The organism is Vibrio sp. R12-SG2-ISO1, assembly GCF_059834045.1.
Genome location: NZ_JCBDGO010000010.1, coordinates 12,798 through 26,378, shown reverse-complemented (window position 1 = coordinate 26,378; position 13,581 = coordinate 12,798). Strand labels below are relative to the sequence as shown.

The window sequence follows — 13,581 nt, the reverse complement described above, 5'->3', positions numbered from 1 at the left end:
TTTCAGGAAGAGCTGCATGTACATGAGCACTGATGAGGTTCGTAACGCGTTCCTCAAGTTCTTTGAAAGCAAAGGACACCAAATCGTAGAAAGTTCATCGTTAGTACCGCATAACGACCCAACCCTGCTATTTACTAACGCAGGCATGAACCAATTCAAAGATTGCTTCTTGGGCGCAGAAAAACGTGCCTACACGCGAGCAACTACGGCTCAGCGTTGTGTACGTGCGGGTGGTAAACACAATGACCTAGAGAACGTCGGCTTCACGGCTCGTCACCACACCTTCTTCGAAATGCTCGGTAACTTCAGTTTTGGTGATTACTTCAAAGAAGATGCCATTGCGTTCGCTTGGGAGTTTCTGACCGAAACATTGCAATTGCCAAAAGATCGTCTTTTAGTCACTGTCTACGAGACCGATGACGAAGCATTTGAAATCTGGAACAAAAAAGTAGGTGTTCCCGTCGATCGTATCGTACGCATTGGTGACAAAGAGGGCGGTAAGCAATACGAGTCAGACAACTTCTGGACCATGGGTGATACGGGCCCATGCGGTCCTTGTACCGAAATCTTCTACGATCACGGTGAGCACATTTGGGGGGGCCGTCCGGGTACGCCTGAAGAAGATGGCGACCGTTTCATCGAGATCTGGAACAACGTATTCATGCAGTTCAACCGTCATGCTGACGGTACGATGGAGCCACTACCTAAGCCAGCTGTTGATACGGGCATGGGTATTGAGCGTATTTCTGCCATCATGCAGGGCGTTCATTCAAACTACGAAATCGATGTATTCCAAAAGCTCATCAAAGCGGCGGCAGAAGTGGTCGGTTGCGAAGACCTTTCAAACCAATCGCTACGCGTGATTGCTGACCACATTCGCTCTTGTTCATTCCTAATCGCAGATGGCGTGATGCCTTCAAACGAAGGCCGTGGTTACGTTTTGCGTCGTATTATTCGTCGTGCTGTGCGTCATGGTAATAAGCTAGGTGCCAAAGGCGTCTTCTTCTACAAGCTTGTCGGCGTTTTGGCAGAAGTGATGGGCAGCGCCGCTGACGAACTTAAGAAGCAACAAGCGGTTGTTGAGAAAGTACTTCGCATTGAGGAAGAAAACTTTGGCCGCACACTCGAGCGTGGCATGGTTATCCTCAATGAAGCACTGGATGCACTTGAAGGTAAAGAGCTTGATGGCGAGACCGTATTTAAGCTTTACGACACATACGGCTTCCCGGCTGACTTAACTAACGACGTGGCTCGTGAGCGTGATTTCACCATCGACGAAGCAGGTTTCGAGAAAGCGATGGAAGAGCAGCGTCAGCGTGCACGTGAAGCTGGCCAATTCGGTACGGATTACAACGCAACCATTAAAACGGAAGCGGAAACCGAATTTTGCGGTTACACCGGCACTCAAGGTAAGAGCCATGTGGCTGAAATCTTCGTTGAAGGTGAAGTGGCAGAATCTCTATCGGCAGGTGACAAAGCGATCATCATCCTGGGTGAAACGCCTTTCTATGCAGAATCTGGTGGTCAATGTGGCGATGCGGGTGTTCTGAAAACAGAATCAGGCCTATTCAAAGTCGAAGATACCCAGAAGTTGGGTAATGCGATTGCGCACCACGGCGTTCTGGCTGAAGGTGTACTGGCGAAAGGCGATCACGTTGAAGCGCTGGTTGACGCTGAGCGTCGTGCGGCTATCTCTCTCAACCACTCAGCCACGCACTTACTTCATGCCGCGCTGCGCCAAGTCCTTGGTGAGCACGTCACGCAAAAAGGTTCACTGGTTAAACCTGAGAACCTTCGTTTTGACTTCTCTCACTTAGAAGCGGTAACCGCGACTGAACTGAAAGAAGTGGAGCGCGTAGTTAATGCTCAGGTTCGTCGCAACCATACGATTGAAACTAACATCATGGACATCGAGTCGGCGAAGAAGAAAGGGGCAATGGCTCTGTTCGGCGAAAAATACGATGATGAAGTGCGTGTACTATCGATGGGTGACTTCTCGACCGAATTGTGTGGTGGTATCCACGCGGCTAATACGGGTGATATTGGTCTCTTTAAGATCACGTCAGAAGGTGGTATTGCAGCGGGTATCCGTCGTATTGAAGCGGTAACGGGTGAAGCGGCGTTAGATGCGATTGAAGCTCAAGCGGCGAAGTACGAAGAGAAGCTGGCGGAATCTGCGCAGAAAGCCAAATCTTTGGAAAAAGAGATCCAGAAGCTCAAAGAGAAGATGGCTGCAGCCGAGAGTGCCAACATCATGGGTAAAGTACAGGATATTGCCGGTACTAAAGTCCTGATTGCAGCACTAGAAGGTGCGGACAACAAAAATCTGCGCGTTATGGTAGACGATGTCAAAAATCAGATGGGCAGTGGCATCATTATGCTGGCGAACATCAACGATGACAAAGTCGGCCTTATCGCAGGCGTGACCAAAGATCTCATCGGCAAAGTAAAAGCGGGTGAGTTGGTCAACATGGTCGCGCAACAAGTCGGTGGTAAAGGCGGCGGTCGCCCTGATATGGCTCAAGCCGGTGGTACGGATGTGTCGGCACTACCGAAAGCGCTTGAATCCGTTCAAGGGTGGCTGGAAGAGCGCCTCTAAAATCGCGAGAGTAATTATCACGCTCAATCATTAGTTTGATTGGGCGTAATTTATTTTTGTAAGCCAAGTGGTTTAATTGGGCCTGATGAATCAAGCCTATAAGCCGCTTGGTTTTTGTTTTAACTACTGCAAACAATATTCAACGCATTGAATGCAGTCCTAATGAGACATAGTCTTGGGAAGGTGAAGACTGGTGAAAAAGCCCCTTATCGTGCAAAAGTTTGGCGGAACCTCAGTGGGTTCTATTGAGAGAATTCATACGGTAGCCAAACACATCATTAACGCGAAAAATGATGGTAATCAAGTGGTTGTCGTGGTGTCTGCGATGTCTGGTGAAACCAATCGATTGATGGATTTGGCGAAGCAGGTAGACAGCGTACCGACGGCGAGAGAACTTGATGTTTTGCTCTCTGCTGGTGAACAAGTATCGATGGCTTTATTGGCGATGACGCTCAATAAACTTGGCTATCCGGCCCGTTCACTTACCGGAGCACAAGCAGGTATTGTGACGGATAATGTTCACAATGATGCGACGATTAAACAGATTGATACCCAACTTATCGATGAACTGCTGGCGGAAGACCATATTGTGGTCGTGGCTGGTTTTCAGGGGATCAATGAAAAAGGGGACATCACCACACTGGGACGTGGCGGTTCGGACACCAGCGCAGTGACTCTGGCGGGCGCTTTGCAAGCCGATGAGTGCCAAATCTTTACCGATGTGGATGGCATATATACCTGTGACCCTCGTGTTGTGGCCAACGCGAAAAAGCTAGAAGTGATCGACTTCCCATCCATGGAAGAGATGGCACGTAAAGGGGCGAAGGTGTTGCACTTGCCCTCTGTACAGTACGCATGGCAACACAATGTACCTCTGCGTGTGTTATCGACCTTTGACACTAACCCTGGCAGCTTAGTCAAAGGGGAAGAGTGCCAAGATGCGGTTTGTGGTATTGCGCTGCAGCGAGATATGCGTCTGATCAGTATTGAAAAAGAGTCACTTGAGAGCCTGAAGAAACAGTGTTTAATGTTAGGTATTCATCTCTGGAATGTGATCGAGCATGCAGAATGGGTCGACGTGGTGTTAAAAGAGGACGCATACTCTAAACTGGAACTGGTTTTCAAAGACAAAATCCGCAATAGTGGGTCTGTTAGCTTACTCACCGCAGTAGGTTTGCATGTCGAAGGATTGGTAGAACAGTCGTGTGCGTTATTGTCAGAAGTTGCCATTGACGTGATTCATGTATCGATTAACCCGCAATCGTTAACTTTGGTGGTGGAACCTGAGTCTGTTGATAAAGCGGCTAATGTACTGCATGAGCATTACATCACTTCTGCAAAGGCGATCGACTGCTTAGAAAAACATGCCTTTTGGGGTTGATTAGTCACAACAATAGAGTTTACGTAAATAACCCTTTTGTTGGATAATAACCCAGTAGCAAGATAAATCAGAGATTACTCAAGGAGCACAGAATGCTAATTTTAACTCGCCGAGTGGGCGAAACTCTAATGATCGGTGACGAAGTAACAGTAACTGTACTGGGTGTAAAAGGTAACCAGGTACGTATCGGCGTCAATGCTCCGAAAGAAGTATCCGTTCACCGCGAAGAAATCTACATGCGAATTCAAGCGGAAAAAGGCAACGGTAACGTTGCACCAGGTAACTACTAACCTGTGAAAAGGCTGACGATTGTCAGCCTTTTTTGTATCGACAACTGTGACAAAGTGAATGAAAAGAGCGAATTAACATCGCTTTGATTAAATACCCAACGGTTGGCGGACAAAATGGCGTTTTTGCCAAGAAAGTGTTTGACATATTTTTGGTAAATCGTAATATGTGCCTCCGCAAGACGGTGAGGTGGCCGAGAGGCTGAAGGCGCTCCCCTGCTAAGGGAGTATACGGTTTGTAGCCGTATCGAGGGTTCGAATCCCTCCCTCACCGCCATTCTTGCACTGCTCGTTAGAGCATTCGTTTAAAGCGTTCTTTGGAAGAACAGCGGAAAACATTGCGCGCTCGTAGCTCAGCTGGATAGAGTACCTGGCTACGAACCAGGCGGTCGAAGGTTCGAATCCTTCCGAGCGCGCCATATTTCCTTACCAGGGAATAAAACGGTGAGGTGGCCGAGAGGCTGAAGGCGCTCCCCTGCTAAGGGAGTATACGGTTTGTAGCCGTATCGAGGGTTCGAATCCCTCCCTCACCGCCATTAATTGGCCTTTGGTCAATTTTTTTGTTTTAGACGAAAATTTGTGTGATATACTTCACAACCTTCTCGTAATGAGAATATTGCGCGCTCGTAGCTCAGCTGGATAGAGTACCTGGCTACGAACCAGGCGGTCGAAGGTTCGAATCCTTCCGAGCGCGCCACTATTACGTTTGATTGATGATGGCGAATAGGCCAAAATCAGTGAAACCGACGCGTCCTTAGCTCAGCTGGATAGAGTACCTGGCTACGAACCAGGCGGTCGGAGGTTCGAATCCTCCAGGACGCGCCACTCTTTAGGGCATAGCCCGACCACTATTGGTGTTCCAATAGTCACAAATTTCTCGTAATGAGAACATTGCGCGCTCGTAGCTCAGCTGGATAGAGTACCTGGCTACGAACCAGGCGGTCGAAGGTTCGAATCCTTCCGAGCGCGCCACTATAACGTTTGATTGATGATGGCGAATAGGCCAAAGTCAGTGAAACCGACGCGTCCTTAGCTCAGCTGGATAGAGTACCTGGCTACGAACCAGGCGGTCGGAGGTTCGAATCCTCCAGGACGCGCCACTCTTTAGGGCAATAGCCCGACCACTATTGATGTCCCAATAGTCACAAATTTCTCGTAATGAGAAGAATGCGCGCTCGTAGCTCAGCTGGATAGAGTACCTGGCTACGAACCAGGCGGTCGAAGGTTCGAATCCTTCCGAGCGCGCCATATTATAAGCCCCGCTAGTGATAACGGGGCTTTTTAACATCTTCGCAATATTATTCCAACCTTCCATTTACAACTTGATGTTTTTTATGAAGTTTTTTGTGAAACATTAAGTCTATCCCAGTAATTGCTCCAAATTTGCAATAACGTCATAAAATCAGCAGTTATTTGTGCTCGGATACGGTGAAATTGCAGATTTATGTGATTTGTAAGACGTGTTCGTCCTTAGAAATGTGCATTATCCTCAAGAGTGCAGGAATCAAAATTGACAAAGTTTAGCCAATCGAGATAATCCTAAACCTCTTGTCGGGATTAAACGGTTTATCCTGAACAATGATGGGCCGGCTTTGCGCTGGTTTTATTAGGCCATAAGGACTTTTTATTCGACTCTTAGGATAATGACGTCCACATTGAGGCCTATCTCCTTGTCAGGATGACAAAGAAAGGATGCAAAAATGGAAAATGTTGGAAGCCTGCTAGTAGACGCGGCCGCCCTGATGTTAACAGGGATGACGGTTGTGTTTCTGTTCCTCACTATTCTTGTCTATCTCGTTCGGCTGATGTCGAAACTGGTCCCCGAAGAGGTGCCAGAGCCGATCGCCACCCCACTTAAAAATAATAAAGTTCAACCCAGCTCTTCTACGGTGAGCCCGACTGTTGTAGCGGCGATCTCCGCTGCGGTGCATCAATATCGCACCAAGACGGCAAATTAGTATTGGACTGGATTAAAAGGAGTTAATGAGCATGTCTAAACCACTAGCGTTAACCGACGTGGTACTTCGTGACGCCCATCAATCGCTGTTTGCGACCCGTATGCGCCTTGAAGATATGTTACCTATCGCAGCTGAGCTCGATAAAGTTGGATATTGGTCTTTAGAAACATGGGGCGGTGCCACCTTTGATGCCTGTATCCGTTTCTTAGGAGAGGATCCTTGGGAGCGTCTGCGCGCATTGAAACAAGCGATGCCAAACACGCCGATGCAGATGTTACTGCGTGGACAAAATTTATTGGGCTATCGCCACTACGCGGATGATGTGGTGGAGAAATTCGTCGAGCGTGCCCATGCCAATGGTATGGATGTGTTCCGTATTTTCGACGCCATGAACGATGTGAGAAACTTCGAGAAAGCGGTCAAAGCAACCGTCGATGTGGGTGCGCACGCTCAAGGTACGCTCTCTTACACCACCAGTCCTGTGCACAACGCCGATACTTGGGTGGATCTGGCCAAGCGCTTAGAAGATTTGGGCTGTCATTCTCTCTGTATTAAAGATATGTCTGGATTGCTTAAGCCTTACGAAGCCGAAGAGCTGATCACGCGCATTAAAGCCTCAACGGACATTCCATTGGCTCTCCATTGTCACGCGACGACTGGTCTATCTACGGCCACGGCAGTGAAAGCGGTAGAGGCGGGCGTGGATATTCTCGATACGGCGATCTCCTCGATGAGCTGTACCTATGGCCATACGCCAACAGAAACTGTGGTGGCAATGCTAGAAGGGACAGAGCGCGACACAAACCTCAAGTTGGATCAGCTTGAACCTATTGCGGCGTATTTCCGCGAGGTTCGTAAGAAGTACGCGAAATTTGAAGGTCAGTTGAAAGGCGTCGATTCTCGTATCTTGATTGCTCAAGTACCTGGCGGCATGTTGACCAACATGGAGAGCCAGCTTAAAGAGCAGGGTGCCGCGGATCGTCTTGATGAAGTGCTGGAAGAGATCCCACGTGTTCGTCAAGATCTTGGCTACATTCCTCTCGTCACCCCAACCTCACAGATCGTTGGTACCCAAGCGGTGATCAACGTGCTTACTGGCGAGCGTTACAAGAGCATTACCAAAGAAACGGCAGGCATACTCAAAGGCGAGTATGGCGCAGCGCCCGCAGAGCTTAATGCAGAACTTCAAGCGAAAGTGCTGGATGGCGCGGAAGCGATCACTTGCCGCCCTGCGGATCTTTTGGTTGATGAGATGGACACCCTCACTGACGATCTACTGACAAAAGCGAAGGCGGAAGGTATCGCGTTGGCGCAAGACACCGTTGATGACGTATTGACGTACGCACTCTTCCCACAAGTGGGGCTGAAGTTCCTTAAAAACCGTCGTAATCCAGATGCGTTTGAGCCTGCGCCGGGTAAAGAAGAGCCTGTTGTTGCAGCCCCTAGCGTTGCCGCTCAAGGTGGAATTGAAACCTACAGCGTTAAGGTCGATGGCCAAGTGTACGATGTTGAGGTGGGCCCTCAAGGTCAGCTCAGCTCCGTCACACCAGCGAAATCGGCGTCGTCGGCTCCTGCACCTGCGGCAGAAAGCAATGCCGAAACAGTGCCAGCACCACTGGCGGGTAACATTTTCAAAGTGAACGTACAAAGCGGCGCTGAAGTGGCAGAAGGTGATGTCCTACTCATCTTAGAAGCCATGAAGATGGAAACCGAAGTCCGCGCGGCGCGTGCTGGCATCGTCCAAGATCTGCATGTCAAAGAAGGTGATGCCGTGACGGTAGGCGCCCCGTTATTAAGCTTGGCGTAAGGGAGTAACATGGAAGGTTTAATGACTCTGTGGTCAGAGACAGGGATCGCTCACTTCGAATTTGGCCAGATTTGCATGATCTTGGTCGGCTGTGTGCTGCTGTTTTTGGCTATCCGCAAAGGTTTTGAGCCATTGCTGCTGCTGCCGATCGGCTTTGGTGCGATCTTAGCGAATATTCCGAATGCGGGTTTTACCGAAGAGGGCGGTTTGCTCTATTACGTCTACTACGTGGGGATCGAATCGGGTATTTTCCCGTTGTTGATCTTTATGGGTGTGGGCGCGATGACGGATTTCGGCGCTTTGATCGCGAACCCTAAAACCTTGTGGCTAGGTGCTGCGGCGCAGTTTGGTATTTTCGCTACCTTGTTTGGTGCGATCTTGCTTAACTATGTGCCGGGTATGGAATTTAGTATGCCTGATGCGGCCTCGATCGCCATTATTGGTGGTGCAGATGGTCCAACGGCGATTTTCCTTGCCAGCCAATTGTCGCCCGATCTGCTCGGCGCGATTGCCGTGGCAGCCTACAGCTACATGGCGTTAGTGCCGATCATTCAGCCGCCGATTATGAAAGCGCTGACTACGCCTGAAGAGCGCAAGATCCAAATGGCGCAACTGCGTCATGTGGGTAAAGCAGAGAAGATCCTGTTCCCATTGGCGGTCTTGTTGATGACGATCCTCTTTCTGCCAGCGGCGACGCCGTTGGTGGGTATGTTCTGTCTAGGTAACTTGATGCGTGAAGCTGGCGTGGTGGAGCGTTTATCGAAAACGGCGCAAAATGAGTTGATCAACATAGTGACCATTTTCCTTGGTCTGGGTGTCGGCTCCAAGCTTCAAGCACAAGAGTTTCTCAACATCGAAACGTTGGGGATCTTGGCGCTGGGTGCGGTTGCCTTCAGTATCGGTACCGCAGGCGGTGTCTTGATGGCGAAGCTACTCAATAAGCTGTCAAAAGAGGACATCAACCCATTGATTGGTGCTGCTGGTGTATCGGCGGTACCTATGGCTGCGCGCGTGGTGAATAAAGTCGGCTTGCAAGCCAACCCACAAAACTTCTTGCTGATGCATGCGATGGGCCCGAACGTGGCCGGCGTGCTCGGTTCGGCCGTGGCTGCCGGTATATTGCTGGCACTGGTTCAATAGGTCGAGGGAGTGACGCAAGGCGAAATTGCGACAGTTCGGTTAACTTCTCACTAAGAATTGGTATATATTCAAAGGGATGCTTTCGCATCCCTTTTTTTATCGATAGGGAAAGTACACATGGAAAACAAACAAATCGTAATCACGAAATTTGGCGAGCCGGATGTCTTAGCGATTCAATCTTCAGCGGTGCCTCAGCCTCAAGCCGGCGAAGTGTTGGTTAAAGTGGCATTCGCTGGGGTTAACCCTATCGACGTAAAAACCCGTGCAGGGCTCGGTTGGGCTGCCGCGCAAAACAAAGACAACCTCCCTTGGGTGCCCGGCTACGATATCGCGGGAGAGATCATCGCAGCGGGCGATGACGCGCAGCGTTTTGCTGTTGGCGATAAAGTGGCGGGATTTATTGGCTTTCCTTTGCAAGGTGGAGGCTACAGCCAGTATGTCGCCGTACCAGAGACGCTACTAACCTTAGTGCCTGATGCCATCACGTTGGAGGCGGCTGCCGCTCTGCCTTTGGCTGGGCAAACCGCTGTTCAGGCGCTGGATAAAGCCGGCGTCAAAGAAGGGCAACGCGTGCTTATTCTTGCGGGGGCTGGCGGGGTTGGGCACATCGCTGTACAAGTGGCGCTCGCGGCGAAAGCGGAAGTGTTTACCACCTGTTCGGAAGCCAATTTGGATTACTTGGCGACATTGGGCGCACATGCGGTCAACTATCAGTTTGCCCCGGTCTCTGAGCGCGTTGAAGACGTAGATGTCTTGATTGACCTAGTGGGCGGTGACGCCGCATTAGATGCGCTAAAATGCCTAAAAGATGGCGCGACCGTCGTTACGGTCCCGACCATCAGTGCTGAGATGATTTGCGAAAAAGCCAAGATGCTGGGTTTTGAGGCGACCGGGATGCTGGTCGACCCAAATCCTGAACAGTTAGATGCCCTCGTCTATATGGTTAGCGTTGGCTTACTTAAAACGGAAATCCAGCACGTCTACCCAATGGATAATGTCGCTGATGCACATCGACAAATCGAGACAGGCAGAACGCGCGGGAAAGTCTTGCTTGATATGCAATGTTAGACGCGTTTAATCACGCATTTCAGTCGGTCGCATTGTGGTTTTCTGATTCGGCTCTGTGGGTACTCTTCATCACAGGGTTTCTCAGTGCGACTCTGCTGCCGGGTGGCTCCGAGGCGGGGCTCGTCGCCACCCTCAGTCTCAATCAATTCTCCACTATGATGGTGATCGTCGTTGCCAGCCTAGGTAACACCTTGGGCGGGCTCACCAATTATTGGCTCGGGCTCTGGTTACCAAATCGAACTCAAGATGAAAAACACGGTCATAAAGCCGTAGCTTGGCTGCAAAAGTACGGCTATTGGTCATTGCTGCTCAGTTGGCTGCCGATTATTGGCGATCCTCTCTGCTTAGCCGCTGGGTGGCTGAGAATGCGTTTTTGGCCATGTTGCTGGCTTATTTTGCTAGGTAAGGCATTACGTTACAGCGCGTTAGCTGCGCTTTATTTTGGACTTTTCTAGGAGATGTCATGAGAAAACTCTGGCTTGGTGCCCTTTCTCTCCTTGCTTTGTATGGCTGCGCGAGCAGCACGATTCCTTCAGTATCGCTGTTTTCTTCTCTCCCTCCGGGCGTTTCTCTGATCGAAGAGGTAAAGCCTCAGCCTGGCGTTGCGATGATTCCTTATGCCAAATATCGCCTCGATAACGGGTTGACGGTCATCCTCTCTCCGGATGATTCAGATCCTCTTGTCCATGTGGACGTCACTTACCATGTAGGCTCGGCACGGGAAGAAGTCGGTAAATCCGGCTTTGCCCACTTTTTTGAACACATGATGTTCCAAGGCAGCGAACATGTTGGCGATCAGCAACACTTTAAAATTATCACTGAAGCGGGCGGCACGTTAAACGGTACGACCAACCGTGACCGAACCAACTACTTCGAAACTGTCCCTTCAAATCAGCTAGAAAAAATGTTGTGGCTTGAGTCCGATCGTATGGGATTTTTGCTTGATGCGGTCTCACAACGTAAGTTTGAAGTCCAACGTGATACGGTGAAAAACGAGCGAGCGCAGAATTTCGATAATCGCCCGTATGGCTTGATGTGGGAAAAGATGGCGGAAGCCATGTACCCAGAAGGCCATCCCTATTCGTGGCAAACGATCGGTTATGTAGAGGATTTGGATCGTGTGGATGTCAACGATCTTAAAGCTTTCTTTTTGCGCTGGTATGGGCCGAATAATGCCGTGCTGACGATCGGTGGCGATATCGAGGTGGATCAAACGCTTGAATGGGTTCACCAGTATTTTGCTTCAATTCCGGCAGGGCCAGAGGTAGAGAAAGCGCCGAAACAGCCGGCTCAGCTCAATGAAGATCGCCATGTCACGCTAGAGGATCGCATTTCTCAACCTATGGTGTTGGTGGGGTGGCCAACCACTTACAATGGCGAGCAAAATCAGGCCTCGCTCAATGCATTGGCGAATATTTTGGGCAGTGGTGCCAATAGCTTGCTCTATCAAAACTTAGTCAAGACAGAGATGGCTGTGGATGCGGGCGCCTTCCAAGATTGCGCTGAACTTGCCTGTACCTTCTACGTTTATGCCATGGGAGCATCCGGTGACAAAGGGCAGTTGACGCCACTCTACCAAGCGCTGATGGACACTCTTGAGGAGTTCGAACAAACAGGGGCCACTCAAGCGCGCCTTGACCAGATTACCGGTATGGCGGAAGCTGACGCCGTCTTTGCCTTGCAAAGTGTGCGCGGTAAAGTCTCACAGTTGGCATCCAATCAAACCTTCTTTGGTCAGCCAGATAGAATGCAGACTCAGCTAGAGCAGATCCGCAACGTGACGCCAGAGTCCGTGCAAGCTGCGTATCAGCGTTTTATCAAAGACCAACACAAAGTGACATTAAGTGTTGTGCCGCGAGGGAAAACAGAGCTTGCAGCCGCGCCGGCGACGTTTGTCACCCCTGAGCGCCAGTTACCTGAATACCAAAAAGTGGACGAGAGCCAACTGGCGTATCGACGTGCAGAGGATGATTTTGACCGCTCGGTGATGCCAGAGGTCGCCAAGGGTGTCGAAGCAACGATGCCTGAGCTGTACCGCGTCTATTTTGACAATGGCGCTGAGCTGATTGGTACCGTGAGCTCAGAAACGCCGACGGTTCAGCTTGAGATAAGTTTCCCGGCAGGGGAGCGATATGTCCCGCAAGGTAAAGAGGGGCTGGCTAACTTAACGGCGTCGTTACTCGAAGAGGGCACCACTGAGTCGAGTGTGGAAGAGTTGCAAGCCAAACTGGATGCGTTGGGCAGTACGCTTTCGGTGAGTGCGGGCAATTACACTACCTCACTGTCGATCTCCACCTTGGAGAAAAACCTCACGCCAACGTTGGCGATTGTCGAAGAAGTGCTGTTCAAGCCCGCTTTTGATGCTGACGACTTCGAGCGGATTAAAAAGCAGACATTAGAAGGGCTAGTGTATCAACATCAGAAACCGACTTGGCTGGCGTCACAAGCCACGCGACAAGTTCTGTTTTCTGGCAGTGTCTATGAACGTTCGAGCGATGGCACCCAAGCCTCGGTCGAGGCGATTAGCCTAGACGATGTGAAGGCGTTTTATCAGCAGCACTACACGCCGCAAGGTGCGCAAGTGGTGGTTGTGGGGGACATTAGCCGCAGACAGATCGTCAAACAGCTCGCGTTTTTGACAGAGTGGCAAGGCGAGGCGGCGCCATTGCTGCGACCTCAGTCGGTTGAGCCCCTTGCCCAGAAAAAGATCTACCTAGTGGATAAGCCGGGAGCGCCACAAGCGATTATTCGTATGGTGCGACAAGGCTTACCATTTGACGCAACCGGAGAGGTTTATCTTACGCAACTGGCCAACTTTAACTTGGCTGGCAATTTCAATAGCCGCCTGAATCAAAACCTAAGGGAAGATAAAGGCTATACCTATGGTGCCAGTGGCTATTTGGCCTCCAACCGCGAAGTGGGTGCCTTGGTCTTTTCCGCTCAAGTTAGAGCAGATGCCACACAGCCTGCACTGGTGGAGATGCGTAACGAGCTTGAACAGTTTGCCCAGCAGGGAATGAGCGATGAGGAGATGAAATTTTTGCGTCTTGCCGTCGGTCAACAAGATGCACTCAACTACGAAACGCCGGCGCAAAAAGCGCAACTGCTAGGCAGTATATTGGCGTTCGGATTGGATGAAGACTATTTACAGCAACGAAATCAGATTGTGGCAACGGTCAGCAAGGAGACGTTAAACGCACTCGCGGCGAAGTGGTTTGATCCCAGCCAGTATCAAATCATCGTGGTGGGCGATGCGAAATCGTTAAAACCCCAGCTAGAAAGTTTACAGATTCCGATAGAAGAGCTTGAAATCATCCGTTAGAGTACACATAACTGAGAAC

Annotated in this window: 9 protein-coding genes and 8 tRNA genes; all 17 read left to right on the top strand. The window is 50.3% G+C overall.

The features are described 5' to 3' along the window. Nucleotides 1-16 precede the first annotated feature (16 nt). The 17 genes from alaS to AC6R10_RS09205 all read left to right on the top strand — a co-directional run bounded on the left by alaS (nt 17) and on the right by AC6R10_RS09205 (nt 13,562). Entirely contained in the window at nt 17-2,599 is a 2,583-nt protein-coding gene (gene alaS / locus AC6R10_RS09285) for an alanine--tRNA ligase (RefSeq protein ID WP_500672065.1), read from the top strand. Nucleotides 2,600-2,792: 193 nt separating this feature from the next. Then, complete coding sequence (locus AC6R10_RS09280) at nt 2,793-3,980, top strand: aspartate kinase (protein ID WP_334555093.1); 1,188 nt, start codon at nt 2,793-2,795, stop codon at nt 3,978-3,980. A gap of 92 nt (nt 3,981-4,072) precedes the next feature. Further along, the gene (gene csrA, locus AC6R10_RS09275; RefSeq protein WP_009847619.1) at nt 4,073-4,270 is read left to right on the top strand and encodes a carbon storage regulator CsrA; all 198 of its coding nucleotides are present in this window, start codon (nt 4,073-4,075) and stop codon (nt 4,268-4,270) included. A gap of 181 nt (nt 4,271-4,451) precedes the next feature. Beyond that, nucleotides 4,452-4,544 (top strand) — tRNA-Ser (locus AC6R10_RS09270). A gap of 65 nt (nt 4,545-4,609) precedes the next feature. Further along, nucleotides 4,610-4,686, top strand: a tRNA-Arg gene (locus AC6R10_RS09265). A 24-nt stretch (nt 4,687-4,710) separates the two neighbouring features. After that, a tRNA-Ser gene (locus AC6R10_RS09260) sits at nt 4,711-4,803 on the top strand. Between the two features lie 84 nt (nt 4,804-4,887). Continuing rightward, a tRNA-Arg gene (locus AC6R10_RS09255) sits at nt 4,888-4,964 on the top strand. 51 nt (nt 4,965-5,015) lie between these two features. Further along, nucleotides 5,016-5,092 (top strand) — tRNA-Arg (locus tag AC6R10_RS09250). A gap of 70 nt (nt 5,093-5,162) precedes the next feature. Beyond that, a tRNA-Arg gene (locus AC6R10_RS09245) sits at nt 5,163-5,239 on the top strand. 51 nt (nt 5,240-5,290) lie between these two features. Further along, a tRNA-Arg gene (locus tag AC6R10_RS09240) sits at nt 5,291-5,367 on the top strand. Nucleotides 5,368-5,438: 71 nt separating this feature from the next. Beyond that, nucleotides 5,439-5,515, top strand: a tRNA-Arg gene (locus AC6R10_RS09235). Nucleotides 5,516-5,967: 452 nt separating this feature from the next. Continuing rightward, a complete protein-coding gene (locus AC6R10_RS09230; RefSeq protein WP_334555094.1) occupies nt 5,968-6,225 on the top strand; it encodes an oxaloacetate decarboxylase subunit gamma in 258 nt (85 codons plus the stop codon). Nucleotides 6,226-6,256: 31 nt separating this feature from the next. Further along, nucleotides 6,257-8,032 carry a sodium-extruding oxaloacetate decarboxylase subunit alpha gene (gene oadA, locus AC6R10_RS09225; RefSeq protein WP_500672064.1) on the top strand — a complete coding sequence of 592 codons (1,776 nt, stop codon included), beginning with the start codon at nt 6,257-6,259 and terminating at the stop codon, nt 8,030-8,032. A gap of 9 nt (nt 8,033-8,041) precedes the next feature. Next, a complete protein-coding gene (locus tag AC6R10_RS09220) occupies nt 8,042-9,172 on the top strand; it encodes a sodium ion-translocating decarboxylase subunit beta (RefSeq protein WP_334555096.1) in 1,131 nt (376 codons plus the stop codon). 117 nt (nt 9,173-9,289) lie between these two features. Further along, nucleotides 9,290-10,240 (top strand): NADP-dependent oxidoreductase, encoded by a 951-nt coding sequence (locus AC6R10_RS09215; protein WP_500672063.1) that lies wholly within the window; start codon nt 9,290-9,292, stop codon nt 10,238-10,240. Next, nucleotides 10,234-10,695, top strand: a complete 462-nt coding sequence (locus AC6R10_RS09210; protein ID WP_334555098.1) for a YqaA family protein — start codon at nt 10,234-10,236, stop codon at nt 10,693-10,695. The genes AC6R10_RS09215 and AC6R10_RS09210 overlap by 7 nt, the downstream gene beginning before the upstream one ends. A gap of 8 nt (nt 10,696-10,703) precedes the next feature. Then, the gene (locus AC6R10_RS09205; RefSeq protein ID WP_500672062.1) at nt 10,704-13,562 is read left to right on the top strand and encodes a M16 family metallopeptidase; all 2,859 of its coding nucleotides are present in this window, start codon (nt 10,704-10,706) and stop codon (nt 13,560-13,562) included. The last annotated feature ends 19 nt before the right edge of the window (nt 13,563-13,581 follow it).

What these genes read in the sequence shown, in the direction of transcription:
- alaS (WP_500672065.1), top strand. Translation starts at nt 17, where the DNA reads ATGTACATGAGCACTGATGAGGTTCGTAACGCGTTCCTCAAGTTCTTT.
- csrA (WP_009847619.1), top strand. Translation starts at nt 4,073, where the DNA reads ATGCTAATTTTAACTCGCCGAGTGGGCGAAACTCTAATGATCGGTGAC.
- AC6R10_RS09230 (WP_334555094.1), top strand. Translation starts at nt 5,968, where the DNA reads ATGGAAAATGTTGGAAGCCTGCTAGTAGACGCGGCCGCCCTGATGTTA.
- oadA (WP_500672064.1), top strand. Translation starts at nt 6,257, where the DNA reads ATGTCTAAACCACTAGCGTTAACCGACGTGGTACTTCGTGACGCCCAT.
- AC6R10_RS09220 (WP_334555096.1), top strand. Translation starts at nt 8,042, where the DNA reads ATGGAAGGTTTAATGACTCTGTGGTCAGAGACAGGGATCGCTCACTTC.
- AC6R10_RS09215 (WP_500672063.1), top strand. Translation starts at nt 9,290, where the DNA reads ATGGAAAACAAACAAATCGTAATCACGAAATTTGGCGAGCCGGATGTC.
- AC6R10_RS09210 (WP_334555098.1), top strand. Translation starts at nt 10,234, where the DNA reads ATGTTAGACGCGTTTAATCACGCATTTCAGTCGGTCGCATTGTGGTTT.
- AC6R10_RS09205 (WP_500672062.1), top strand. Translation starts at nt 10,704, where the DNA reads ATGAGAAAACTCTGGCTTGGTGCCCTTTCTCTCCTTGCTTTGTATGGC.